The organism is Marinobacter antarcticus, from assembly GCF_011049865.1.
GTDB lineage: Bacteria > Pseudomonadota > Gammaproteobacteria > Pseudomonadales > Oleiphilaceae > Marinobacter > Marinobacter antarcticus_A.
In genome coordinates this window covers 24,362-48,448 of record NZ_DRGY01000144.1, presented here as the reverse complement: position 1 = coordinate 48,448, position 24,087 = coordinate 24,362, and the positions used below count along the sequence as shown (strand labels likewise).

Annotated in this window: 23 protein-coding genes and 1 tRNA gene; 6 read left to right on the top strand and 18 right to left on the bottom strand. The window is 54.4% G+C overall.

Going from position 1 to position 24,087, the window contains the following annotated elements:
• Window positions 1-48 precede the first annotated feature (48 nt).
• From ENI00_RS17590 to ENI00_RS17580, 3 genes are read left to right on the top strand one after another with little or no spacing between them, the layout of a single operon-like run.
• Complete coding sequence (locus tag ENI00_RS17590) at window positions 49-1,044, top strand: TRAP transporter substrate-binding protein (protein WP_304105305.1); 996 nt, start codon at window positions 49-51, stop codon at window positions 1,042-1,044.
• A complete protein-coding gene (locus tag ENI00_RS17585; protein WP_304105302.1) occupies window positions 1,045-1,563 on the top strand; it encodes a TRAP transporter small permease in 519 nt (172 codons plus the stop codon). It begins immediately after the preceding gene.
• Window positions 1,560-2,822: a TRAP transporter large permease gene (locus tag ENI00_RS17580; RefSeq protein ID WP_304105298.1), complete on the top strand. Its 1,263-nt coding sequence runs from the start codon at window positions 1,560-1,562 to the stop codon at window positions 2,820-2,822. The genes ENI00_RS17585 and ENI00_RS17580 overlap by 4 nt, the downstream gene beginning before the upstream one ends.
• Before the next feature lie 43 nt (window positions 2,823-2,865).
• Here ENI00_RS17580 and ENI00_RS17575 read toward each other — a convergent pair whose 3' ends face one another.
• A complete protein-coding gene (locus tag ENI00_RS17575) occupies window positions 2,866-3,579 on the bottom strand; it encodes an FAD-dependent oxidoreductase (protein WP_304105295.1) in 714 nt (237 codons plus the stop codon).
• A gap of 259 nt (window positions 3,580-3,838) precedes the next feature.
• On the opposite strand from ENI00_RS17575, the gene ENI00_RS17570 reads away from it, so the two are divergent.
• Window positions 3,839-4,126, top strand: coding sequence for an HdeA/HdeB family chaperone (locus ENI00_RS17570; RefSeq protein WP_304105292.1), 288 nt, complete (start codon window positions 3,839-3,841; stop codon window positions 4,124-4,126).
• A 285-nt stretch (window positions 4,127-4,411) separates the two neighbouring features.
• Here the strand turns inward: ENI00_RS17570 and ENI00_RS17565 are convergent, their stop codons facing one another.
• Genes ENI00_RS17565 through ENI00_RS17550 form a run of 4 tightly spaced genes read right to left on the bottom strand, consistent with a single transcriptional unit; the run spans window position 4,412 to window position 10,150 of the window.
• On the bottom strand, window positions 4,412-5,020 hold the full coding sequence (locus tag ENI00_RS17565) for a condensin complex protein MksE (protein WP_304105289.1): 609 nt from the start codon (window positions 5,018-5,020) through the stop codon (window positions 4,412-4,414).
• A complete protein-coding gene (locus ENI00_RS17560) occupies window positions 5,013-6,440 on the bottom strand; it encodes a hypothetical protein (protein WP_304105285.1) in 1,428 nt (475 codons plus the stop codon). Before ENI00_RS17560 ends, ENI00_RS17565 begins: the two co-directional genes overlap by 8 nt.
• Window positions 6,433-9,375, bottom strand: a complete 2,943-nt coding sequence (locus ENI00_RS17555) for a hypothetical protein (RefSeq protein WP_304105282.1) — start codon at window positions 9,373-9,375, stop codon at window positions 6,433-6,435. The genes ENI00_RS17560 and ENI00_RS17555 overlap by 8 nt, the downstream gene beginning before the upstream one ends.
• The gene (locus tag ENI00_RS17550) at window positions 9,368-10,150 is read right to left on the bottom strand and encodes a hypothetical protein (protein WP_304105279.1); all 783 of its coding nucleotides are present in this window, start codon (window positions 10,148-10,150) and stop codon (window positions 9,368-9,370) included. The genes ENI00_RS17555 and ENI00_RS17550 overlap by 8 nt, the downstream gene beginning before the upstream one ends.
• Window positions 10,151-10,292: 142 nt before the next feature.
• Here ENI00_RS17550 and ENI00_RS17545 point away from each other — a divergent pair, with 142 nt between their 5' ends.
• The gene (locus tag ENI00_RS17545; protein WP_304105277.1) at window positions 10,293-10,826 is read left to right on the top strand and encodes a CIA30 family protein; all 534 of its coding nucleotides are present in this window, start codon (window positions 10,293-10,295) and stop codon (window positions 10,824-10,826) included.
• 46 nt (window positions 10,827-10,872) lie between these two features.
• Here the strand turns inward: ENI00_RS17545 and ENI00_RS17540 are convergent, their stop codons facing one another.
• A complete protein-coding gene (locus tag ENI00_RS17540) occupies window positions 10,873-11,751 on the bottom strand; it encodes an alpha/beta fold hydrolase (RefSeq protein ID WP_304105275.1) in 879 nt (292 codons plus the stop codon).
• A 144-nt stretch (window positions 11,752-11,895) separates the two neighbouring features.
• Here ENI00_RS17540 and ENI00_RS17535 point away from each other — a divergent pair, with 144 nt between their 5' ends.
• On the top strand, window positions 11,896-12,939 hold the full coding sequence (locus ENI00_RS17535; protein ID WP_304105272.1) for a sensor domain-containing diguanylate cyclase: 1,044 nt from the start codon (window positions 11,896-11,898) through the stop codon (window positions 12,937-12,939).
• Here ENI00_RS17535 and ENI00_RS17530 read toward each other — a convergent pair.
• The 12 genes from ENI00_RS17530 to rseP all read right to left on the bottom strand — a co-directional run bounded on the left by ENI00_RS17530 (window position 12,933) and on the right by rseP (window position 24,053).
• On the bottom strand, window positions 12,933-13,145 hold the full coding sequence (locus tag ENI00_RS17530; protein ID WP_304105269.1) for a penicillin-binding protein: 213 nt from the start codon (window positions 13,143-13,145) through the stop codon (window positions 12,933-12,935). The two genes, ENI00_RS17535 and ENI00_RS17530, sit on opposite strands and share 7 nt — an antisense overlap.
• Before the next feature lie 249 nt (window positions 13,146-13,394).
• Complete coding sequence (locus ENI00_RS17525; RefSeq protein ID WP_304105266.1) at window positions 13,395-14,702, bottom strand: DUF3883 domain-containing protein; 1,308 nt, start codon at window positions 14,700-14,702, stop codon at window positions 13,395-13,397.
• Window positions 14,699-15,094 (bottom strand): HIT family protein, encoded by a 396-nt coding sequence (locus ENI00_RS17520; protein ID WP_304105264.1) that lies wholly within the window; start codon window positions 15,092-15,094, stop codon window positions 14,699-14,701. Before ENI00_RS17520 ends, ENI00_RS17525 begins: the two co-directional genes overlap by 4 nt.
• A 355-nt stretch (window positions 15,095-15,449) precedes the next feature.
• Window positions 15,450-15,526, bottom strand: a tRNA-Met gene (locus ENI00_RS17515).
• A gap of 67 nt (window positions 15,527-15,593) precedes the next feature.
• On the bottom strand, window positions 15,594-16,283 hold the full coding sequence (rnhB, locus tag ENI00_RS17510; RefSeq protein WP_304105261.1) for a ribonuclease HII: 690 nt from the start codon (window positions 16,281-16,283) through the stop codon (window positions 15,594-15,596).
• Window positions 16,284-17,465, bottom strand: a complete 1,182-nt coding sequence (gene lpxB / locus ENI00_RS17505; protein ID WP_304105258.1) for a lipid-A-disaccharide synthase — start codon at window positions 17,463-17,465, stop codon at window positions 16,284-16,286.
• A gap of 20 nt (window positions 17,466-17,485) precedes the next feature.
• A complete protein-coding gene (gene lpxA, locus ENI00_RS17500) occupies window positions 17,486-18,277 on the bottom strand; it encodes an acyl-ACP--UDP-N-acetylglucosamine O-acyltransferase (protein ID WP_304105256.1) in 792 nt (263 codons plus the stop codon).
• The gene (gene fabZ, locus ENI00_RS17495) at window positions 18,277-18,714 is read right to left on the bottom strand and encodes a 3-hydroxyacyl-ACP dehydratase FabZ (RefSeq protein WP_304105253.1); all 438 of its coding nucleotides are present in this window, start codon (window positions 18,712-18,714) and stop codon (window positions 18,277-18,279) included. Before fabZ ends, lpxA begins: the two co-directional genes overlap by 1 nt.
• 11 nt (window positions 18,715-18,725) lie before the next feature.
• Window positions 18,726-19,751: a UDP-3-O-(3-hydroxymyristoyl)glucosamine N-acyltransferase gene (gene lpxD / locus ENI00_RS17490; protein ID WP_304105250.1), complete on the bottom strand. Its 1,026-nt coding sequence runs from the start codon at window positions 19,749-19,751 to the stop codon at window positions 18,726-18,728.
• A gap of 48 nt (window positions 19,752-19,799) precedes the next feature.
• A complete protein-coding gene (locus ENI00_RS17485; protein WP_304105247.1) occupies window positions 19,800-20,294 on the bottom strand; it encodes an OmpH family outer membrane protein in 495 nt (164 codons plus the stop codon).
• 46 nt (window positions 20,295-20,340) lie between these two features.
• Window positions 20,341-22,659 carry an outer membrane protein assembly factor BamA gene (bamA, locus tag ENI00_RS17480; RefSeq protein ID WP_304105244.1) on the bottom strand — a complete coding sequence of 773 codons (2,319 nt, stop codon included), beginning with the start codon at window positions 22,657-22,659 and terminating at the stop codon, window positions 20,341-20,343.
• 44 nt (window positions 22,660-22,703) lie between these two features.
• Complete coding sequence (gene rseP, locus ENI00_RS17475) at window positions 22,704-24,053, bottom strand: RIP metalloprotease RseP (RefSeq protein ID WP_304105241.1); 1,350 nt, start codon at window positions 24,051-24,053, stop codon at window positions 22,704-22,706.
• Window positions 24,054-24,087 lie beyond the last annotated feature (34 nt).

Here is a 24,087-nt window from a genome sequence, read left to right as displayed (position 1 = left end):
CTTTCCTACGCATCATGGCCTTATCCCCCGAGATCAAGGAGAATTATAATGAAAAAAATCGCTCTGAATACGCTGGCGTTCGGTATGTCACTGGCGTTGGCCGGTACAGCTTTTGCGTCCGAATTTACCAATATGGATCCTGTCACTCTGCGCTTGGCGCACGTGGTCAACGAACAGGACGGCTTTCAGATTGCCGCCGTCAAATTTCAGGATTTGGTGGCAAAGCGCACCGAGGGCGCGGTGAGCATCGAGATTTATCCCAACGCTTCGCTGGGCGACGAGCGCACCCTGCTGGAAGGCATGCAGATCGGCACCGTCGACATGGGAGTGATCACTAACGGCCCGGTTGCCAATTTTGTGGAGGAAATGGCGGTTTTCGAGCTCCCATTTTTGTTTCCTTCACCGCAAGCCGCCTATAAAGTACTCGACGGGCCCATCGGTCAGGAACTGCTCGACAAGCTTTCCGAGGTCAATCTGAAAGGCTTGGCCTATGCTGAACGCGGCTTTCGTAACCTGACGAACAGCGAACGCCCGATCAACACGCCGGAAGATCTGGAGGGCCTGCGCATTCGCGTTATGGAAAATCCGGTGTATGTGGATACTTTCCGTGAATTAGGTGCCAATGCCATCCCGATGGCGTGGACGGAGGCTTTGACCGCCATGCAACAAGGCACCATCGATGGGCAGGAAAATCCGGTTAACGTAATCAACTCATTCAAACTGAACGAAACTCAGGATTATATGACCCTCTCGCGGCACACCTATGCCCCGGCAATCTTCGTGATGGGCATGCCAGCCTGGAACAAACTGCCGGACGCGGCTCAGGATGTGCTGGCTAAAGCCGCCCAAGAGGCCGCGGAGTATGAGCGTAAAGTAAACGCCGAGATGGAATCGGGACAACTGGCGGAACTGCGTGAAGCCGGTATGCAGATCAACGACACCCCGGATATGGAAGCCTTCCAGGCCGCCGTTGCCCCGATATATGAAAAGTACGGCGAAAAGTTCGGTGATTACCTACCGCGCATTCAGGAGGCGCTCAAGTAAGTGCCCAACATTACCCATCCGCTGGTGAAACCGTTAAAGCAAATTGAGCGGGGGCTGGATGCGATCGTCCAGCCCGTGGTTTTTGCTGGCATGGTGGCACTGATCGGGGTAATAACCCTGCAGATCGTTTCCCGGGTGCTGTTTAGCGCAGTCGGCTGGACCGAAGAAGTCGCTCGCTTTCTGCTGGTGTGGATCACTTTTTTGGCAGCCACCCTGGCTTTTCAGCGTGGCCGGCATATTGCCGTAACCTTTGCCGTAGACGCCCTGCCCGGGCGTTTACGGCATGTCGCTCGCGCTGTCACTATCCTGACGGTGATCGCCTTCATGGTGGCATTGGTGGTGATCGGCTATCGCTATATGCAAGTCCAGAGCTTTCAAAAATCGGCCTCATTGCGGCTCTCCATGACTTACGTTTACGCCGTGATTCCCCTTAGTGCCGCCGTGATGGGCTGGTACGCTTTGGTTGATCTGTTAGAGCTACTGCTGGATGACGAACGTGTTGAGGAGCCTCCTCAATGACGTTACTACTGTTCGGGCTGTTTTTTGGGTTCATGCTGCTAGGCGTGCCTATAGCTTTGGCTATCGGTGCCAGCAGCATGGTTGCACTGAGCCAGGCAGGCGTGCCTTTGATGGTGGTCACCCAGCAAATGTTCCAGGGCATCAATTCGTTTGCCCTGGTGGCCATTCCCATGTTCATCCTGGCCGGCGACCTTATGGCGCAAGGCAAGGTGAGCGAGAGGCTCGTCAACTTCGCCGATTCTCTGTTCGGCTTTCTACGCGGAGGCTTGTCGGTAGTGTCGGTGATGGCGGGGATGTTCTTCGCGGCAATTTCTGGCTCCGGGGCCGCCACTACCGCGGCGGTAGGCGCAAGCCTTGTGCCGGAATTGCGTAAGAAGGGCTATGACCCCGCGTCAGCCGCCAGCCTGATTGCCGCAAGCGGAACCATCGGGGTGGTGATTCCGCCTTCCGTGCCCATGATCATTTATGCGGTGATTGCCCAGCAATCCGTATCCAAGCTGTTCCTGAACGGCTTTTTGCCGGGACTGGCCATGGGGTTGGGGTTGATGGCGATTGCCATTACCCAGGCCTACAAGCGCCAGTACCCAAAAGGTACACCGCTCTCCCTCAGCACTATCTGGCGCACGCTGAAAGGCGCCAGTTGGGGCTTGATGACACCGGTGATCATTCTGGGAGGCATATTTTCGGGTATCTTTACGCCCAGTGAGGCCGCTGTGGTGGCGGTGAACTACGCCTTAATTGTTTCGCTGTTCATTTACCGCGATCTCAAGCTGGGCGATGTGTATCGCATCCTGATTCGCTCGGCGATTACCACCTCGGTGATCATGCTGGTGATCGCCACCTCTGCGGTGCTGAGCTGGACGCTCGCCAGCTGGCAGGTACCTGCCGCCATTGCTCAGGCGGTGCTTTCAATATCTACCGATCCCTACGTGATCATGCTGCTGGTGGTAGGGGTCATCCTGCTAACCGGCGTATTCATCGAAACCGCCAGCGCCCTGATCATTCTGACGCCTGTCTTGCTGCCACTCGTGCTGCAACTGGGCATCGATCCGATTCATTTTGGCCTGATCATCGTAGTGGGGCTGGCGATCGGCATGATCACACCACCGGTGGCGATCAATCTTTATGTCGCCTCGTCAATTACGCAACTGCCATTGGAACGCATCACACGGGCGATCGTTCCCTACTTGCTGGGGTTGATACTTGTGCTGCTACTGATCGTGTATATTCCCATTCTTGCGGGCTGGTCAGGGGCTTGAATACCGGCGCCCAGGGCACCTTCAGAACAGCGCTTTTGCCGGATCAGTAACCGGAAAACTCCTCGGTACGGATACTGTCCTCGTTGACTTGCAGATCGACCAACAGCTGACGCATTGCTTTGACCATGCCCGGTGGGCCGGACAAATAGTAAATGGGTCGGTTCAGATCCGGCACGTATTTCTTCACCATTTCCGCATCGATCCGACCCCGCTCGCCGGGCCAGTCATCTGGTGCTGAGTCGGAGGCAACCGATATGTAACTGAAGTTCGGATTGTCTTTGGCCAAACGCTCGAAGTCGGCCTTGAGCGGCAGCTCAGCCGGTGTGCGGCTGGCATGCAAAAGCGTGATCTGATGAGCTGTTTTGTCGTGAGTAGCTTGGGCAATCATGCTGCGCACCGGCGTCACGCCGATACCACCGATGATAAAAACCGCCGGAGTGGATGTCGTATTGTGCAGCGTGAAGTCGCCATACGGCCCGTCCAGTTTGATTTCAGTACCGATCGGCAAATCCTTCCATGTTCGCTTGAACGCCGTGTCGCGCATCCGCATAGCCGCGACCAGTTCGGGCTCGTAAGGCGCGTGCATCAGCGTGAAAGTACGTTTGTTACCCTCCTCGTCGGTTTCCGGGGGATCCAATAAGGTGTAGTCGACGGATTGGCCGGCACGAAAATCGAACCCTGCTGGCTTGGCAAAATAAAAGGCCATGGTGCTCTCGGCAATCGATTCCTTCCTGATGAGCTTTACATTCGTAATCACAGCATGCCTCCCGAAACCGGAAATTGGCCCAACTGGGGAATTTCGAGACTTTGATCAACAGCGGTGGGCTCCGTCGGACCAGTAACAAGTCTACCATCCATGTTCATCGTATCGATTAATCCAGTCTGTGCGCTGGCTAACACAGAAGCCGTGCGGACAATGCGCGACGCTTTTGCGGAAATAGGTCACGACACCCGCAAAGCGGCGAGGCAACTGCATCCGAATGTGGGCCACCGAATAGCCCCTATTCGCTGTTGCGTTGGGCTCTCTCGGTTTTGTTAGCAACGCTGTTGCCGCCGATAAGGCCGATAAAAAAATCGAAAACGTCACCTGCGAAGAATTTCTTGCGCTCGATACGCAAAATCAGAACCAAATCGTCTACTGGATTCATGGTTACGAGTACGGGAAGAACGGGACCACTGAAACAACCATTGGCATGGATCAGTTCGATCAACCAATGGGCGAGATCATCGATGCCTGCGAAGCGACACCGAAGGAAACCGTTCCTAAAACCCTTAAAGAACGGATCACATCCAAGCCAGACTGATTAATCTGCCTGTCCGGCGCCTTAGCCCGTCAACGGCGAAGCCGCCGTTCAAAACATGGCGCTGGCGTGAAACTCTGGTCTAAAACCACTAGCAAAGACTCTTACCACTGAAGGTGGAGTCAAACATCCCGCCATGCGGCAAATTCGACAATGGGCTGCTCCACGTTACTTTTTTATAGCCTTCAACATGTTCTCGATTGAGAACTTCATCTATCTGCGGAGCACAAATCGCAGAATTTGAGATGATTAAAAGATTTATAGCCCACACAGTCCAGGAACTGATGCCTAACCCTGCTCGTACTCGCGAACCAACTCCTGCAGAAAATAGAGACCGCCGGAACTCAAAAAGCACCGACCTGCGCCCGAACGAAACAGCAAATTGCGTTTATCCAGGTAATCCAATGCTTCGGACAGGCCTTTTTCGAAGCGTGCCGCCCGGAGAATATCCTGATACTCGTCATCGCCAGCCATGGCACTGAAGTCTTGTTCATTCAAGCCGGCATCGGGGCGGCCCAGGTAGTCCAGGTCCCGACCACTGCGAGCGAAATAACGTCCGATAAGGAGCAGTACCACCTGCACGCGGAAGGCATTCTCGTCGTGCTCCTCGCTCTCGTCGTCACTGCTTTCTTTTAGAAAGAAGAATGCACCGATCTCATTGAATACCAGCTCACTGCCCAGGTGTTCATACAGAATCCTGAAATGGGAGAGGTGGTTATACAAAACATTATAGAGCGGGTTAGCACGCAGCTCCGACCGATTGCTGTCCCAGATATCCCTTACAATGATCCGCCCGGTCTGAAACTCCCGATAAATGGCGGCACTGTGGGCCGGAAGGATCTGCTCAAAGCTGTTTGAAGCGTCTCTCGCGTCCGGCGTGTTAGTGAAATCAGACATTGTCTGCCTCTGTTTCAGTTTTCGAAATGTCGTCTAGCAGGCGTCGCTTGCGATAGACGAATTGCTCTGTTTCCGGAGTCTGTTTGAGGGTGCGAAAACGATTGGTGGTTATCACCTGCATCCCTTTCGGGGGCGAGTTGACCAATCGGTTCAGGGCGGCTAACAGGTCCGGGAAACGGTAACCGGGGATGAAATTCTCCAATCGGCCATGCAGCTCCTGAACCAGATCCTGGGTTGGTCGCAGCTCCAGGGTTTCCAGCCACTGATAGAGCTGGTTGATGCGCTGAACATCAACACGGGGGTGTCGTCCACTACCCTCCACTTCCTCCAGCACCGGTACTTCAGCCGTGCGTATGAGGTCCGCAAGACGCAAATTCAACTCGCTGAACAAGAGCTGGTAATAACTGGCTGATTCACCAAACGCATAGTGTTTAGGTCGCTGTTGGGCTCGCAGGCCAACCAGGAAACCAACACGTCGGGCGAAGTCGCCACCCTCCAACCATTTCCGACGCAGGCTCAGGGTTTCGGTATCGTCCTTGAGCGAACGCAATTTTCCGTAAAAATGCTCCATGGCGTTGTACTGGGCCATGCCCCGGCGGGTTTTGCGCAGAAAGTGTTCAACCTCCTGAGCGACGGCCTGAATCGGTTTATGCAGGGCATTCAGGCTGATGGACGAACGAAAAAGCTGATCCGCCAGGCTTTGCTCGTCGTTTTTTTCCAGCAGGCTCACCATGCTTTCCAGAGTTTCGAACAGGTTGCTGCCGTCGGGCAAGCGCGTATCAGGATTCAGAAACATCATGGTGGGTTTGATGTGGCGGTCGTACAGAGTGACGATCTGCTCAAACAGGTTTTGGCGGAATGCCAGGTATTTGTCCGGCACCCGGCTGGCGTCACCGGACATCTCGGCCAGTTGGGCGCTGATGGTTTGCATGCGCAACACGTTCTGGCGCAGCAGGCCAATCAGCTGGCTGACCCGTTCATTCAGATCATCCCGCAGTTCCGTGTAGTCCGAATCGGCTTCACTGAAACTGCTGGTTTCCAGGCGGTTGCGAACATCCCGCAAGGTCACCAGATGACCCCGCAGGCGGGCATCCGTCAGTTCCTGGTAAAGGGACGCATTACAGGCCCGCATCAGGTTGATTAACGAGTCCTGAAACACCAATCGGCGCTCGCCCTCGTCCTTCATGATGTCAATGACCAGGCCCGTTCGGAACAGGTTATCGGTGTTCACGGCAAGCCGAACTCTTTCCCGGTCAGGCTTGCCAAGGTTACGGGTGTACTCCATCACTTCAGCCACCAGATCGCTCTCCCGAATGTAACGGGTTTCGTTGCGATCCATTCGCTCAATCAACCGAAACAGGATTTTCGGGTGATCGAAAAGCAGGCGTGTCGTATCTAACGTGCTGAAGCGTTTACTCATCCGCTGGTTCCAGCAGGCTGTTCTGAGTTTGATCTGCCCAGTAGCTCAAAGGCTCGCCGTTGGTGAAGCCTTCCGCTCCGCCCCAGAAAACAAGGGTTCGCTGCGAGCTGTAAGGGCGGGCCGTGCGCATCTGCCCAACCTCCAGATGGCGGCCGATCAGGTAAATCAATTCGGAACTGGCGCTGTGGGTAGCAGCGGAAAACAGGTTGAAGCCCTGCTTGCCAAGGCGCTCCAGCAGTGACGGCATCTGGCTGATGTCCACACTGGCCATCTCGTCCAGCACCATGGGGAACGACAGCGTTACGCCGGGGTACAACACGCGCTTGAGCAGACGGTACACCAGTTCCAGATTAATCAGGGCCGTGGTCGAAGTGGACTGACCTTTCTTGTCCAAAGTGGCGGCGTGTTCCTTACGGGTGCTGTAAGAAATGCCAGTAATGACCGCGTCCATCGTCAGGCGCGTGCTGCCGCCCTGCTCACCAAAGAAATCGGCCACAAATACCCGTAAACGGTCATAAAAAGCATCGGATTGCAGCTCGTTGCCATAGGGATTGATGTTGTTGGCCTCTTCCACCAAATTGCGGAATTTCGGGTCGGTATGGATCTGCACCCGGATTTCCACCAGATCATTGATCCGGACGCCCTTCAACTCGCGATTTAGCTGATCTTCAAAACGGGCAATATGCTCGTGGTTGGATTTCAATGCCTGACGGTAACTGGCGACGGTTTCGTTATGAACCGCAACCTGCTCTTGGAGCACCTGCCAGCGCTCTGTCATACCCGCAAACAGATCCGACAGGTTTTTAAAGGTTTCGCGGATAACAGACATCGCCGGGCTGTCTTTTTGCAGTTCACCGTCGCTGTCTTCATGAATGCCCTGATAAACAAACTGGCGCAGGTTGTCGAGGATGTTACGGCGACCGGTTTCCAGACTATCCAGCTGGGTCTGCAGGTCGTCGAAAACGGCCACAGACACCGCTTCAATCGCCAGCGGCTGCTCCACTTGAACGGCCTTCAGATGTGGAAAGCGGTGTTCCACCGTGCCAACACTTCGGCTAAGGCCCACCAGTTCCCGTTCGCGCTCTTCGATACGCTCCTTGTCGGCCTTGAGCCTTGCGGCTTTCTGCTGAACCGTGCCCTGCTTCGATTGCTCCAGGCCGGCTTGTTCTTCCAGTTTTGCCAGTTGCTCCTCAGCCGCCTGTTTTTCCTCAGTGGCATCTCGCAATGTGGTTGCCGCCAGCGGATAACGAACCAGCGTTTCCAGATCTTTCTCAATGGCGCGAATTTCCTTTTCCGTGCGCTCAATCAGCCGAGGTCTGTCTTGCTCTCGATCGTTGGTGTCGGCCAGCTCTCGCCGCTCCTTATCCAAACCATTGATTTCGCCCTCTATGCCCTGTCGCTGCCGGGCAAAATCCTCCGGTCGGGCCGGCTGAGCCGGGTATTCAGCATCAAACCAGTCAAAACCCCGGTCATTGGGCGCGAACAAACGGGCGAACGCTTCGATGGTATCCTTGCTGCCGGCATCCAACGCCTGGCCGGGGCTGGCCATCATCATGCGCGGGTCCACCGCTCTCAGCGGAGCGGCTGTGGCTTCATCCAGTTGGTTCTGGAGCTGCCATTGCTGATTGCTCTCGCGCTCATTGAGCCTGTCGAGTTTTTGTTCCAGCTTGCGCCTGGCGTTCTGGATCTGCTCCAAACGGATTTCGGCCTGTGCGGCACTTTTTAGCGCGGCCAGGTGATTTTTCTTGCGATCGAACTCCTCCTTCTGGATGTCTTCAATTTCCTGAAGCGTAAAATCACCGTACTGAGAGGCCAATAACTCGCCGTCTTTCTGATTCTGCTCGGCTTGTTTGATGCGCCGTTCCGCCGAACGGATCTCTCCTTTCAGGCTGTCTGCGTCCTGATTGAGCTGTTTAAGGGTTTGTTGCAGATATCGCAGCGCATCATTCTGCTCGGAATAGGCTTCAGCGGCGTGTTTGCGTTGGCTGCCAATGTCCTTCAGGGCGCTGAACATGCCGTCCCGGAACGCGGCGAAATCGTGCTGGCTTCGCAACAGATTCTGATACGCCAGGTATTCGCCGTTGAGTTTCTCGAACCGGGGCCGTTCCTTTTCAACCCGGTTCAGTTGAACCTGCTGCTGTTTTAGTTGCTCGTGGCGATTGAGAAAATCATCGATGTTGAAATCAAAGGCGTCGTCGGCAAATTTTTTATCAGCCTCGATGATGCTGGCCACCGCATTGGCCATGGCCTGATCGTCGGCCTTCATCTCAAACAGCAGAAGAATCAAGGTGCGCAGGGACTGCACTCTGCGCTCGTCAGATTCCCCCAGCGGCAGCACTGAGTAACGCACAACATCGGCGTTCATAAGCTCGCTGCTATACAGCATGGTTTTGAGCTTTGCCGGGTCATTCACAAAGCGGGTCGCTTTGGAAAGCTTTTTCAAAGCATCCGCCAGCCTGCTGAATGACAGCTCAGGCACCGCCCGCCCGATGCCATCTTCATCGTCGACATCCCAGAAAAAAGGCCGAAGCTGATCGTAACTAACCGGCACAAAAGCGCGGCCATAACTGAGCTGGCTGGCGTTGTCGCGGTACAGAATCTGACAGTGCACACCGGCTGGGTTTTCAGCCTCCATAATCAGGAAACTGAAACGATCGGGAAAGTAATGCTGATAGCTTTCTTCATTGGTATAAAAGCTGCCGGCACTGGCATTGCGGAAAGCGAATTTCTTGCGGCTATTTTTAAAGTTGTTCTCCGGCAACAGAAACAGGCGCAGAGAGTTAAGCAGACTGGATTTCCCCAGATTACCCGGCCCCAAAATCAGGCTATGGTTGCCTACTGGAATTTCCACGTAACAAAAGCCAGCTGAATCAACCAGAATCAACCGGCGAATGCCAAAATTAAAGGTGCTTGGGCTACCCTGTGCATCACTCATCCAGAATTACTTCCTGTTCCATAAATTTACCGGTCGCACGGAAAGCCTGTGCCAGTGACATGAACCCCAGATCTTCGGCCAGCGACAGGGCTTTTGTAAACCTTTCGGTAGAGTCCGGAATTTTATTGAAACAAGTCAGCCAGGGCTGCCAGTTGGTCGGCTGAACAAACTCAGCCGTCGTCCCAAGCGCAGCGGAGACGGTCGAGAACATCTGGAGTCCACCCGCATCGCAATCAAACGCACAGAATACGTCGTCGTAACCACCCAGCCATTCAAGAACGACGGCCCGGGTAATTCGATTGCCTCCGCCCAAAACCACATCGCATGTTCCCAGATCCAGTTGCCTGCCCAACAGCTCACTGGCAAAGGTCAGCATTTCGCGATAACAATAGAAATTGCGTTCATTCTCCACCACCAGCACACAGGGTGCGCGCTCAAAGCCGATATCCACGGAATCGCCACCAATGACCACGACATCCGGGCGACTGGACGGCAGGCCTTGATGGTAAGCCAGCAAAAAACTCACGTCGGTACCATGGCGGTGGGAGTTGCCCTTTTTGGCCGCATCGACACGGCTGACAGGGACTGCCACGACCTTCTGCAAAGCAGAGAAAGCAGCTTCATCCAAAATGGTGACCACCCAGCGATTAGCCTGCACTTTTTCCGGGGCAAACATTTCCCGATGGCGACGCCGAAACGGCTCCGGGAGCTTCTTTAAAAAAGCCTCATAATTGATGGGCTGGCCACGGAGGATTTTCTGGAGGTAGTTGTTCACGGGCTCACCACAATCACTCTGAATATTATTCATGAACGTATGTTTGGCGAGTTAGTGTAACGCTATCAGGTATCTACTGCATCGGGGATCGGTGATTCAAAATGCCAGTTTCAGCCTGTGCAAATTTGTTGAAGGTAAACCAATGAACCAAAGGCAAAGTACCAACCAAGACCCAACACTGGTCGCTTTCGATGGTCAGGAGAACGACCTGGAATGGGAATCCCTCGGTGATCCAGTTATGGGAGGGCAATCTGATGGCAAGGTTGCCCGCTCTGAGGAAGGCTATGGCCATTTCTGTGGCACTGTGCGGTTAGATAACGGCGGCGGCTTTGCCTCGGCCAAAGCGGACTTGCCCCAACCGCGGGATGCATCGGGCTGGACCGGTGTTGAACTGCTGGCTCGCGGCGATGGTAAAACCTACAAGATCGGGCTTCGAACCAGCACCAATCGGCGCAGCATCGTGTACCAGCACAGCTTTACACCGGATACGGACCAATGGCGTTGTATCCGGCTTCCCTTCAGTGACTTCATCCCTACCTGGCGGGGGAAGACAGTGACGGATGCGGAACCACTGGACATCCGGCACCTGGCATCGGTGAGTCTTTTTGTGTCTGGACGCCAGGCCGGTGAATTTCACCTCAGAATGCAGAGCTGGGCTCTATTCCAGTCGGCGTGACCTGCCCCTGCCAGACGCCACCAAGGGACTCGTTCAACTCACACCCCTATGCGAAAAAATCCAGCAACGCCCCAGCCACTGGCTCAGGCGCCTCCTCCGGCAGAAAGTGCCCGCAGTCCAGCGACCGGCCTTCCACGTGCCGGGCATAGTCGCCCCAGACCGCGAGCACGTCATAGGTGCGGTGAACAAAACCCTGATTGCCCCAGAGTACCAGCAGGGGACACTGGATCTTGCGGTGACGGTCCTGCTCATCGTGTTCCATATCGATGGTGGCCGCTGCCCGATAATCTTCGCAGGACGCGTGAATCGCAGCCGGATCGCTGAAACACCTGACATACTCCGCCACCGCGTCTGGATCGAATTGCGCGTCCGGGCCGCTCCACCGCTTCAGTTTCTCTGTCAGGTAATAGCCCGGATCGTAACCGATCATCCGTTCCGGCAGCCCATCCGGCTGAATCAGAAAAAACCAGTGATAGTAGCCGGTGGCAAACTGCTGATCCGTGTGACTGAACATGTGAAGCGTTGGGGCTATGTCCATGACACACGCCCGGCTGACCCGCTCCGGATAATCCAGCGCCATTCTGTGAACCACCCGGGCGCCGCGGTCGTGGCCGGCTACCAGAAACTGCTGATGGCCCAGTTCGGTCATCAACTCGGCCATGTCGGCAGCCATGGACCGTTTCGAATAGGTACTGTGATCACCAGCCGAATGAGGTTTCTCGCTGTCACCGTAACCGCGAAGGTCGGGGCATACGATTTGGAAATGGGGCGCCAGCAAAGGCATGATCCGATGCCACATCATGTGGGTCTGGGGATAGCCGTGGAGCAGCAGCAGGGGTTGGCTGCCCTGCCCGCCATGCAGAACGTTGATGGCGGCGCCAGAGGTCTGGACCAGGACCTTCCTGAAATTCTCTCCAACATGCATGCATGAGCTCCCTGTGCATGGATCTTTACCTTCTCAGAAAAGCCAGCCATCAGGCCAGACTCTCTGATACTATCGTATTGGATCAGCGGCTCGCCAAGCTATCTGAATCCGAAAGACTATTATTACACGGGATTTGACCCGCCGATGTCTTTGCCACCTGAACACTCAATCGACGTTCAAGAGCTCATAGAGCATGCCCGCCGCAACGAAAAGATTGCGCGCACGCTGTTCGAGATTGAAGTTGAACTGACAAACCTGAGCGACAGCGCCACTTTTCTGGATCGGCTTACGGCCCTGGTGCGAACCCGATACGAGCTGGATGAAGTGTGGTTGGTATTGACGAACATCGACAGCAACCAACGGCTCCGTGCATCAATGGCTGATCAGGGCGCCCTGGTGTTGCCCATGAAGGTACCCGCCGTTGACTACATCCGCCTGATCGGCAACATCCGCCAGCCGATTTTATTGGACCAGCCCCAGCGCTTTCGCCAACTGATACCTCCCGAAAACCGACAGACGATCGGCTCCATGGCTGTTCTGCCACTGGTTATGGAAGACCGTGTCGTGGGCGGTCTGTTTCTCGGCACCGTGGATCCAGAACGCTACCAACCCGGCATGGAGGCGTTTTTCCTGGAGCAACTGGCGGTCAAGGTTTCCATCGGGCTGACCAGCGTCTGGGCCCGGGACCAGCTAAGGGACCTGGCGACGCGGGATCCTCTGACCGGCCTTCGCAACCGGCGCGAACTGGATGACACCCTGAGCCAGAGCCTGAGCAGATCACGCCGTTATGGGCGGGCTCTCTCGATTCTTTTTATCGACCTGGATGATTTCAAAACGGTCAACGACACCTACGGCCACGACTGCGGCGACGCTTACCTGTGCTTTGTGGCTGACCAGTGCCAATCTCTGTTGCGGGAAGATGATTCAGTGTTCCGCTTTGCTGGAGACGAATTCGTGGTGCTGCTTCCTGACCAGAACCTGGCCTCAGCTCGGCTCATTGGCGAACGCCTGACCAGGCATTTCCAGCAGGCCGCTTTTCACTGGCAAGACCAGGAACTGAAGGCCCACTTCAGCTGGGGTGCGGCAAGCTCCGAGGAGCCCGGTTTGAACGCGCCCACCAGCCTGATGCGCATGGCAGATCAGCGACTCTACAACGACAAACGAAGCCGAAAAACCACACCTCAGTAGCAGGAATTTGGCTCAGAATCCGGATTGATATCACCGCTGACCTCTTCGGGATCGACGCCACGGTGAGCCAGCACTTCCCGAACAAATTTCACCTGTGCCTGAACCTTGTCGGTATCGTCACCGTACTCGAAGCGGTTGATCTCCATTGGGTGTGGCATAAACGTGAAAGCAATTTTAAGCGCTTGCAGAGTGTCTTCGTCGGCCATGCTTGGGCTCCCGTTATTGAATTGTCGGTAAACAAAGTTACAAAGTCCGCGATGAACGCGGCCCACGATAGTTTTTTATTTGATGAACAGGGCAGCAGAAGCGGCACGTCCCAAGCCACGATATCTGGTTACACCACAGACCAACATTGCCGCCTTTATCGCCCGGTTTATTCCCCACTCTATTCAGCGGAGGATATCGGGGTAACGCAACCATCCCACTGAAATCAACGCGAGCGAGAATGTCGCGCATTAAAACCGGGCTCTATAGTTTTGCGGCATCAAATGCACGTGCTGTTCAATTGCTCCCGGCAAAATGAAAAACCGCGAAGCCAAACCGAAGTCGTAGACGCGATAGAGACGAAACGCCTCCGAGAATTCAATAGAAAATGATCGCTCATTTTCGCTAATAAAAAACGGCTGGTACTTCCCAGATTTGGTCGCTTTAACCTCTAGGAAACGCTCTTGATCTCCCAACGCATCAAAAGAGCGAATGTCATATCCCAACCCATCGCCACGTTTTTCACTAGACCATTCGACTTCTGCGGCTAAGTCGGGCCGATTTTCTGCGATAAGACGCTGCTTCTCCATGCGAAGAACGAATTTCTCCGCGCTCTCCCCCAACTGGCGATTTCGCCGCTCACGTTCTGAGAAGTCGATACGTTTCGCCAAGTAGCTGGGCCTGCCTTCGGCGACATGAGGGATGCGCTCTGGCGGTTCCGGATCAAACACCGTCTCCCAGGCCCAATCATGATGATCCGATTCACCCACAACCTGATCAGCAACGAGATTTACGTCGTCGACGACCTTCTGATGGCCAGCAAGATAAGACAGAACTACCTGTTTGAGCTGTTGCTGGTAGTTAAACGCGGGTTTGTAGCCAGGGATGTATGGGAGCCCCAACTCCAATAACACAGCACTGACGTTCTGGTGTTTATATTCGATCGATCCCTCGGAGCGATTATTCAGGCGCGGCTGAAGCGCCCTGCGGTGGGCTGCTTTACTATAGGCCGCACCAACGAGGTGTTTCTCCAGCATCGTCACGTAATCATGGACTAGAAACTCGCATTCCAACCAGTCCCAACCACCGCGTTCAGGTTGTAGGAGGTCACGAATCGACGTTTCATCAAGGCTAGTTAACAGCGAGGATCTCAGAAGCTCACGTGCAAACTGGTTACCCAGAAGTTCAAACAGCTCGTCGTCCAAAAATACATGATCAATGTGAGCGTTAATAACGCCCTGCGACGTCGACGTTGTCAGTTGATCATAGGGCTCTTGCTGGCCGGGTCTGGTTTTGTGGTGCCAAAACCCCTCACTCCGTAGGTGGAAAAACGGCAAATGGGGGTTATTACGATCCGAAGGAGACGCTAATGCCTGAAAACGTTCGGTGAACTGGCGCTTGAGATCACCGTTAAAATAAAACCGATTATTCGTAACGTCGCCCGACTCTACGAGATCCATGACCGCCTGCAACATGGCCACTTTGTGAGGACTTTTGTTAGCACCGCCCCTATTCATTCGAAGCGACGCAAAGCGTTTCTCGTAATCAAGCAAACTCATCGGCCACTCCAGTAATCCGCTTTCTCCGGGATGACCCATCGCACGCCACCGCGAGGATCGTGTTGATCGCCCGCATACCGAGGAATCAAGTGACAGTGCATGTGCAAGACCGTCTGCCCTGCCGCCGCTCCACAGTTCATACCAATATTGTAGCCATCCGGCTGGTAACGTTCCTCAAGCCACTGCTTTCCTTGCTTGACCAACTCCATGATCGCTTGTTGTTCAGCCGAAGTAAGATCAAACCAGTCTGAGGCATGGCGATTGGGAATGATCAACAAGTGGCCTTTCGAGACCGGAAAGCCGTCCAGGCAGATATGAGCCAGCGCATTGGATGCCATGGGACCATGTTCTGATGTTTCATTGACGGCGCAAAATGGGCAATTCTGTTCCATTGCAAACTTCCAGCTATAGATTCCGGTCACGCGGACGCTGTGAATCGAGTAACGTTGACCTCTCAGCCCGTTATGTTGCTTTTACTGCTGATAATTCACAACGCCTTTTGGATCTGGCCAGTAATTGACGGTGTGGCGCTGACATGCTTTTCCAGGGTCTGTGATGGCTCAATGGCGGGATTCTGGTCTCCTGGAGCCACTGTCCAGCGAAATCGGTAAAGAGTGGAGTTTGATCCGGTTCCAATTGATCAGCAATCGCGCCGCCGCAGACTTTGGCACATAGGTGTCACAGGAACTTTTTGTCGGTCCAAACGAAAAAAGGCAAATCAGTAAATTACTGATTTGCCTTTAAATATGGTAGCGGGGGCAGGATTCGAACCTACGACCTTCGGGTTATGAGCCCGACGAGCTACCAGACTGCTCCACCCCGCATCAAACTAGTTGTTGCCGGGTCACCCCGATCAACGTGCGCGTATAATATGGGCTTACGCAGGAGTTGTCAATTACTGTTTTCAAACAGATCCGTCGGGTAGTTAAGGCATTCTGGTGCACGTGTCGCAGACTCCTTATAAGAACCAACCTGCTCGAGCGCTTCCCGAACCGGGCGGAAGGACGTTCGGTGCTCTGACGTCACCCCCAATCGAAACAGCGCTTCCATATGCACGGGTGTGGGATAGCCTTTGTGTTGGGCCAAACCGAAACCCGGGTATTTCAACGCCATCTCCGCCATCTCCCGGTCCCGGGTGACTTTGGCAAGAATAGACGCAGCGCTGATCGCCCCTACCCGACTATCACCTTTCACCACGGGCTCTGAGGACCAATGCCACTTCGGGCATTTGTTTCCGTCTACCAACACATACTCGGGTGCAACTTTCAGACCGGCAACGGCGCGCTTCATCGCGAGCATTGTGGCCTGATAAATATTTATCTGGTCAATCTCCTGGGCTTCGCAGCGGCCTAAAGACCAGGCCGTTGCGTGTTCGATTATTTCGTCGTAAAGAGCGTTACGTTTTTTTTCCGTGAGCTTTTTTGAATCGGCTAGCCCGGCGATGGGTCGGTCGGGGTTTAAAATCACGGCGGCCGTAACCACCGCGCCGATCAGTGGTCCCCGCCCTACTTCATCAACGCCGGCCAGAAGCCTGCCCTGATACGCACACTCGAAAGGCGGCAAAACAACAGCGCGGGCCATTCAGCGAGCTCTCTCTTCGAGCAGCCGGGAGATTGCCTGAGCGGCCTTCTCATCAGCATCCTGCCGCAATGTGTGGTGAAGCTCTGTAAAGGCTTCGATCAACCGATCACGCTCTTGCTGGTTTTCCAGACGCTCCAGCACCGCCGAGCCCAGTGATTCGGGTGTTGCGTCATCTTGCAAAAGTTCAGGCACCAACGGCTGCTTTGCCAACAGGTTAGGTAGAGAGACATAAGGCACCTTCACCAGGCGGGAGACAAGTGCATAGCTTACGCTGCTCAGGCGGTAACCGACGACCATGGGCTTTTTCAGCAACATGGCCTCAAGAGTCGCGGTTCCGGAGGCCAGCAACACTACGTCTGACGCGGCCATCACGTCGCGGGAGCGGCCTCTCACTATGGTGACCTGAAGTTTCACGTCGAGCGCTTCAATCAAATCTCGAACCTGCGCCTCTCGCTCGCGGTTAACGCAGGGGATGACCAACTGTACGTCCGGGCGTTTACTCTGAATCCAGCGCGCCGCTTCCAGAAACAGTGTGCCAAGGCGTTCAACTTCGCCCGCTCGGCTGCCGGGTAATAAAGCCAACAAGGGTACGTTTTCATCAAGCCCCAACTCATGGCGAGCTTTACCCGTCTCGGGAACGATAGGAATACGATCGGCTAGCGGATGCCCTACGAACACCACGGGCACTTGGTGCTCTTCATAAAATCTGGCTTCAAACGGCAGCAGGGTGAGCATAAGGTCAACGGATTTGGCTATTTTGAAGATCCGCTTCTGCCGCCAGGCCCAAACCGAAGGGCTGACATAGTGAACAGACGGAATACCGGCTTCTCGACAACGTCGCTCTATGGCAAGGGTAAAATCCGGGGAATCAATTCCGATGACCACATCGGGTGGTGTGGCAAAAAAATAACTCAGTAGCCGTGACCGGATACTGAAGAGCTCCCGAATGCGGCCAAGAACTTCCACCAAACCCATAATGGATAGCCGCTCCATGGGTACCAGGGAGCGAAAGCCTTCGGCAGTCATTTCATCGCCACCAATACCAACAAATCGCGCGTTCGGGTATCTGGTTCGAAGCGAACGTACCAGGCCAGCACCGAGAATGTCTCCCGATGCCTCGCCCGCAATTATTCCGAAGGTTACTTTGCGATTACTGATGAGCGCAGCATGGGGATCATTCATCGAACAGGGCTCCTGCCAGCTCAGCGGATAATACCGCGATGAGCTCCACGCAGAGAGTCAATCAGAACGCGCACCTCTGGTGTTTCAGCGTAGGCACCCTCCAACGCCTCAACGGCTTGCTCGGTGGTCAGGCCCTGTCGGTAAATGACCTTATAGGCCCGGCGCAGGGTGACCAGAACGCCCTTATCGAAACCACGGCGCTTAAGGCCTTCCACGTTCATACCATGGGGCTCTGCCGACTGGCCTGCCGCCATAACGTAGGCCGGAATATCTTTGAGAACGATGCTGCCACCCGCGGCCATGCTGTGGGGTCCGATGTGGCAGAACTGATGCACCATGGTGCCACCGCCAAGAATGGCGTGATCACCTACGACGACGTGGCCGGCCAGCGTTGCGCAGTTCGCAAGGATAATGTGGTCTCCCAGCACACAATCATGAGCTACGTGCACATAAGCCATCAATAAATTGTGGCTACCGATACGGGTTTCTCCGCGATCCTGAATCGTACCGCGATGAATCGTGCAATTTTCACGGATAACGTTGTTATCGCCGATAACCAATGTGGTGGGTTCTCCGGCGTACTTTTTGTCCTGGCATTCTTCCCCAATACTGCAAAACTGGAAAATACGGTTGTTTCGGCCAATAACCGTTGGGCCTTTTACAACCACATGCGAAAGAATCTCAGTGCCTTCGCCAATCTCGACATTTGGGCCAACGTAGCTCCAAGGGCCAATCGTTACGTTATCCGCAAGCTTGGCTGACGGATCTACAATCGCCTGCGGGTGAACCCCCGACCAGTCGTTTGTCGCCATTAAACTTCTCTCTCTGCGGTCAGTATTTCGGCAACGCAGACGACGTCTCCATCGACCAGTGCACGACATTCAAATTTCCAGATACCTCGTTTACCGGAGATCAATACCGATTCGAGGCACAGCTTGTCTCCCGGCAAAACAGGGCGCTTGAAACGCGCCTTACTGGACCCCGCCAGATATTGTACCAGTCCGTCTGCCGGTTTCCGCCCCACCGTTACAAAGCCGAGAATGCCTGAAAGTTGAGCCATGGCTTCGATAATGAGCACCCCGGGCATAATCGGGTTGTTGGGGAAATGGCCAGCGAAGAACGGCTCGTTAAAGGAGATATTTTTGTAGCCTTTGATCGATTTGGACTTTTCAATCTCGGTAACCCGATCCACCAGCAAGAAGGGATAGCGGTGCGGCAGATATTCCAGTATTTCATCGATGTACATCATGTTGATCGGCCTCAGCCCTCTGATTTCTTTTCTAATTCTTTTATACGTCGCGCCAGAGTGTCCAACTGGCGAAAACGTACGGCGTTCTTTCGCCATTGCCGATTCGTATCTGCACTGGTGCCGGAAGAATAGACTCCCGGCTCCCGAATATCCCCGGTAACCAACGTCATACCGGTGAGGTGCACCTGATCAGTGATTTCCAGATGCCCTGCTACTCCAGCCGCGCCACCAAACACACAGTGGCTGCCAATCCGCGTGCTGCCTGCAATCCCGACCATCGCGGCCATGGCACTGTGATCACCAATGCGAACGTTGTGAGCAATCTGGATGAGGTTATCAAGCTTCACCCCATTACCAATCACCGTGTCGTCCAGCGCTCCCCGATCAATCGTTGTATTCGCACCCACTTCCACATCATCCCCAAGGATAACGCGCCCAAGCTGAGCGATTCGGTGCCACTCGCCTCTCTCGCTTGCAAATCCGAATCCATCAGAACCAATCACGGCGCCGCTGAGAATATGGCATCTCTGCCCTATAACCACATCGTGGGCCAGAGTCACTCTGGGGCGAAAGACTGATCCCGCTCCGATGCGTGTTCGAGCGCCGATAACACACCCTGGTCCGATAACAACCTGTTCGCCAATGACAACATCTGCTTCAATAACGGCGCCGGGACCGATACAGGCGCTCGCCGCGATGGTTGCTCTGGCGTCCACCACCGCCGAAGGATGAATGCCCGGCTGCGCAACGGGTGCAGGATCAAACCAATGGCTTAAATGAGCATAGCCCAGGTACGGATTATCAAGTATCAAGGCGCTGGTCGGACAATCGGCGGCGGCCGCAGGCGACACTATAACCGCTGCAGCCCGGGTGTCCCCGAGGTGTTTTGCGTAGGTGGGATTTGCCAGAAAACTGAGCTGACCGGGTCCAGCCACCTGGAGAGTCGCAAGACCAGAAACCAGGGTTTCCGGATCACCGCGCAGCTCTGCTCCCAGAGCTTTTGCGATTTCTCCAAGCCGATAGGACTTCTGTGTCATCACGCGCTCCAAAACACGATCGTGAGCCCTGGGGCCCGCCGGCAGGAATTAACGGTTCAGCTTATCCAGAAGCTGAGAGGTCAGATTCATTTCCGGCTTCACATAGACAACAGCTTCGCTCGGCAAAATCAGATCAAGATCGTTTTCTTCCAGCAGCTCTTTCACCGCCGCGTCTACTTCGGGCCGGGCTTCTTCAAGAAACGCCTGCTTACGCTGGTTAACGGTGGAATCAAGACGTTGCTTAAGGAAGTTGAACTCTTTAACTTTCTCCTGGAACTCTCCGGCAAGTTTGTTGCGCTCACTTTCGTTCATCATTGCACCGTCTTTTTCCAGACGCTCTTTCAATTTGCGTGCGGCATCCTGAGCTTCGCGGACTTTTTCCTCATCACCCATGAAGTCTTTCTGGAGGCTTTCACTGAACGTTTTGGCATCATCAGACGAGAACAAAGCCTGGCGCAGATCTACAACGCCAATGCGAGTATCGGCCACCGCAGGCAATGCCATCGCCATAGCGGCTGCGAAAATCAGTGCGGTTCTGAACATAATAGGGCTCCTCGGTTTCATTCGTTTTTGTTTCTCGATTTTGGATTCAGAATGTCTGGCCCAGTGAGAACTGGAATATCTGGGTATTGTCGCCGGGCTTGTCATTAAGAGGCTTGGCAAGACTGAATGCCAACGGGCCTACCGCCGTAATCCATTGGAAGCCTATACCAGCCGACAGGCGCACCGCCCTCAACTCAGGACGAAATCCGCGGTCCGTATCGAACACTTGTCCGGCATCCAAAAAGAACGCTGTGCGCATGGACCGGGTATCGCCGGCAAACGGTGTAGGGAAAATCAGCTCCAGGGAACCTTCAGTCAAGAGGTTACCACCGAAAGGATCCGGGGCGGAGAAATCGTTAGGGGCGTTAGTGGCACGCCTTCCAAGCGAGTTGGCCTGATAACCGCGAACCGAACCATAGCCGCCAGCATAAAAATGTTCATAAAACGGCATAAGCGAGCGACTGCCATAGCCGTCTCCATAGCCAATATCTGTTCGTGTACGCAACACCCAACGATTGTTCTCTGTGAGCGGGAAGTAGAAATCGGTTTTATGGCTTAGCTTGTAAAACGTAAGATCGCTGCCAGGGACTGAAACATCCAGCGATACTGAGTGACTGTAGCCGTCTGATGGCAACACACCCCGGTTCAAGGTGCTGCGACGCCAGCTACCGAACAAAAAGTAGTTGCTAAAGGAATCGCCTTCCGTGTTGATGAAATCGGTGACTTCCCGGGATGAAAACGCCCCGTCTTTGACTCTGGAAAGCGTGTACCCCAGCCCGAAATTCAATCGCGTAATATTGTCGGTCGGATAGCCAAAGGTGAGGCGACCACCGTACTCATCCAGAAGATAGGACGTAACATACTGTTGCGCAAAATCTGTCTTGCGCGCAAACACACTGTAACCGCGACTAACGCCATCAACGGTGTAGTAAGGATCCATGTAAGAAACATTAGCACTCTTGACCGCGCCGCTGACGTTCACACCCAATGACACACGCTTGCCTGTGCCAAAGAAGTTGTTCTCCGAGATGTTGGCACCAAGAATTACGCCGGAGTTCTGAGAGAAACCCACGGAAGCCGAGAGGCTGCCTGTTGGTTGCTCCTTCACAGAGTAATTCACATCGACAAGATCGTCCGTACCCGGCACCGGAGCGGTATCCACATTAACCGTCTGGAAAAAGCCAAGCCGCTCGAGTCGGGTTTTGGAAAATTCAATGCGGTCCGATGAAGCAATGCCGCCTTCCATCTGTGTCATTTCCTGGCGCAAGACATCATCGCGGGTGGACACGTTACCGTCAAAGTTGATCCTGCGAACGTAGGCGCGCTTGCCCGGCTCAACAAAAAAGGTAACGACGGCCGTGTTGTCTTCACTTGGCTCAGGAACAGCATTCACGTTGGCAAACGCATAGCCCTCTTTGCCCAGCCGGAACGCCAGTGTTTCTGAAATCGAGATCATACGGGCGCGGGAGAAAACGTCGCCTTCTTCAAGCGGAATCAGTTCTCGCAATTCCTTCTCATCAATAATGAGATCGCCCCGGAGCCGGATATCCGAGATGGTGTACTGCTGTCCTTCGTTCAGGGCTATCGCAATAAAGACCTGACGCTTATCAGGCGAAATCGACACCTGGCTGGATTCCACATTGAAATCGAGGTAACCCTGGTCGAGGTAGAATGAACGCAGCGTTTCAAGATCGCCACTGAGGCGTTCCCGCGCGTACTTGTCCGAATTCGTAAGCGAGTTCCACCAACTGCTGGTTTTCAGCTCGAACAAATCGCGTAGTTGCTCATCGCTGAAGTCATGGTTGCCTACCAGATTGATGTGCCGGATGGCGGCCACCGTGCCTTCGTTAATATCCAGACGAATGGCAACACGATTACGGGGCAACACCTCTGCGGTTGCTTTGACACGGGCGTTGTAACGGCCCTGGCCAATGTAGGAGCGCAGAATTTCGAGTTCCAGCCGCTCCAGCGTTGCCCGACGAAACACCTGGCCTTCCTGAAGCCCTGCGCCGGCCAGAGCATCCTTAAGCATGCCTGTTTCAATGTTTTTGTTGCCCTCAATGTCGATCGACGTGATCGACGGGCGCTCTCGCACGGTGAGAATCAGAATACCGGCATCGCGGCTGGCTTCGATATCAGTGAACAATCCCGTCCGGAAGAGTGATTTTATAGACTCTGCCAGTTCGGTTTCATCCATCTGCTCGCCGATATTGATTGGAAAAGCGGAAAATACCGTACCCGCAGAAACACGCTGCAGGCCTTCCACTTCAATATCCGCAACCGTAAATTCGTCTGCAAAAGCTGGCGTCATGCTGGTTGCGGCAACAGCGAGGCCAACGGCTAAACCTAGAAGAAAACGTCTCATTCAATTATTTCGCCTGGTTAATGCGCGTAAGGAGCCCGCAATTCTCACAACCGCATCAGGTCGTTGTAAAGAGCAAACACCATTAAAGTGAGTATCATTGCCATACCAATTCGTAATCCAACCGTCTGAACCGCGTCCGAGAGCGGCTTTTTGCGAATTGCCTCGATGGTGTAATACAGAATATGACCACCATCCAGAACCGGAACCGGCAGCAAGTTCAGAATACCAAGGCTGACACTCAGATAAGCCAGAAAACGAACAAAATCTTCAAATCCGGAACTGACACTGGCTTCAGCAACCCGGGCAATCGTGATCGGCCCGCTGAGGTTACTGGGCGAGAGCAGTCCTGTAACCATTTTTTTCATGGCAACGAGCGTGAGGCGAGTGTCGGCCCAGGTTTCATCCAACGCAACGGGAATGGCTGCCAAGGGGCCATAACGAACCTCCCGCAATACATTATCCGGCCAGGAAACGATCTCAACTCCAGCGCCTACAAACCCGATTATTTCGCCATTATCCAGTTTTTTCTCTTTCGGGGTAATCTGTACGGATTGTTTGGCACCGGCTCGTTCAATGGTCAGAGTTAACGTTTGCTCGGGCGCGCCGCGAATAAAATCAACCATCCCAAACCAGCTATTCACCGGCTGATCATTGACCGCAAGAATGCGGTCCCCCGATTTGAGACCTGCCGCCTGCGCTCGACCGCCTTCTGATATCTCGCCAAGAACGGCCGGCACATCCGGGCGCCAGGGTGTTATACCAAATTCGGCAAGCGGATAAGGATTTTCATCGCTCAAGCTCCAACCACCAAGCTCACCGCTCACGGTTCCCGACGTTCCATCACCGGACACATCCAGAGTGATTGCACCCTGCTCACCCGCTCGCTCAAGAATACGCATATTCACGTCGCGCCAGGAGCTTACCCGGTGGCCGTCCACCGCACGAATCTCCATTCCTTTGCGCAAACCAACTTGCTCGGCGACGCTTTTACTCGCAATTTCACCGACAATCGGCGCAATTTGCGTAACCCCCACCACGCTGAGCAACCAATAGGCAAAAATTGCGAACAAAAAATTGGCTACAGGGCCTGCTGCGGCAATGGCGATTCGCTGAGAAGGCGGCTTGGAGGTAAAGGCCTGATCCCGAAGTTCCTCAGGGACCGGGCCCTCTCGCGCGTCGAGCATTTTAACATAACCGCCCAGTGGAATAGCCGCTATCGCAAACTCGGTGCCATGACGGTCATACCACGAGAACAGCGGCTTACCAAACCCCACCGAAAAACGCAGCACCTTCACGCCACAGCGGCGCGCTACCCAGAAATGCCCATACTCATGCAGGGTGACGAGTATGCCCAGGGTCAGTGCAAGAGCAAGTACGGTTTGAATAATCTGCATAGCTTTCCCGGTTTTGGCGCCAGCCCGGCGGAAG

Excerpts from the sequence above, each read along its gene's own strand:
- ENI00_RS17590 (WP_304105305.1), top strand. The coding sequence starts at position 49 with ATGAAAAAAATCGCTCTGAATACGCTGGCGTTCGGTATGTCACTGGCG.
- ENI00_RS17580 (WP_304105298.1), top strand. The coding sequence starts at position 1,560 with ATGACGTTACTACTGTTCGGGCTGTTTTTTGGGTTCATGCTGCTAGGC.
- ENI00_RS17565 (WP_304105289.1), bottom strand. The coding sequence starts at position 5,020 with ATGTCTGATTTCACTAACACGCCGGACGCGAGAGACGCTTCAAACAGC.
- ENI00_RS17560 (WP_304105285.1), bottom strand. The coding sequence starts at position 6,440 with ATGAGTAAACGCTTCAGCACGTTAGATACGACACGCCTGCTTTTCGAT.
- ENI00_RS17555 (WP_304105282.1), bottom strand. The coding sequence starts at position 9,375 with ATGAGTGATGCACAGGGTAGCCCAAGCACCTTTAATTTTGGCATTCGC.
- ENI00_RS17545 (WP_304105277.1), top strand. The coding sequence starts at position 10,293 with ATGAACCAAAGGCAAAGTACCAACCAAGACCCAACACTGGTCGCTTTC.
- ENI00_RS17540 (WP_304105275.1), bottom strand. The coding sequence starts at position 11,751 with ATGCATGTTGGAGAGAATTTCAGGAAGGTCCTGGTCCAGACCTCTGGC.
- ENI00_RS17535 (WP_304105272.1), top strand. The coding sequence starts at position 11,896 with ATGTCTTTGCCACCTGAACACTCAATCGACGTTCAAGAGCTCATAGAG.
- ENI00_RS17530 (WP_304105269.1), bottom strand. The coding sequence starts at position 13,145 with ATGGCCGACGAAGACACTCTGCAAGCGCTTAAAATTGCTTTCACGTTT.
- ENI00_RS17525 (WP_304105266.1), bottom strand. The coding sequence starts at position 14,702 with ATGAGTTTGCTTGATTACGAGAAACGCTTTGCGTCGCTTCGAATGAAT.
- ENI00_RS17520 (WP_304105264.1), bottom strand. The coding sequence starts at position 15,094 with ATGGAACAGAATTGCCCATTTTGCGCCGTCAATGAAACATCAGAACAT.
- rnhB (WP_304105261.1), bottom strand. The coding sequence starts at position 16,283 with ATGGCCCGCGCTGTTGTTTTGCCGCCTTTCGAGTGTGCGTATCAGGGC.
- lpxB (WP_304105258.1), bottom strand. The coding sequence starts at position 17,465 with ATGAATGATCCCCATGCTGCGCTCATCAGTAATCGCAAAGTAACCTTC.
- lpxA (WP_304105256.1), bottom strand. The coding sequence starts at position 18,277 with ATGGCGACAAACGACTGGTCGGGGGTTCACCCGCAGGCGATTGTAGAT.
- fabZ (WP_304105253.1), bottom strand. The coding sequence starts at position 18,714 with ATGATGTACATCGATGAAATACTGGAATATCTGCCGCACCGCTATCCC.
- lpxD (WP_304105250.1), bottom strand. The coding sequence starts at position 19,751 with ATGACACAGAAGTCCTATCGGCTTGGAGAAATCGCAAAAGCTCTGGGA.
- ENI00_RS17485 (WP_304105247.1), bottom strand. The coding sequence starts at position 20,294 with ATGTTCAGAACCGCACTGATTTTCGCAGCCGCTATGGCGATGGCATTG.
- bamA (WP_304105244.1), bottom strand. The coding sequence starts at position 22,659 with ATGAGACGTTTTCTTCTAGGTTTAGCCGTTGGCCTCGCTGTTGCCGCA.
- rseP (WP_304105241.1), bottom strand. The coding sequence starts at position 24,053 with ATGCAGATTATTCAAACCGTACTTGCTCTTGCACTGACCCTGGGCATA.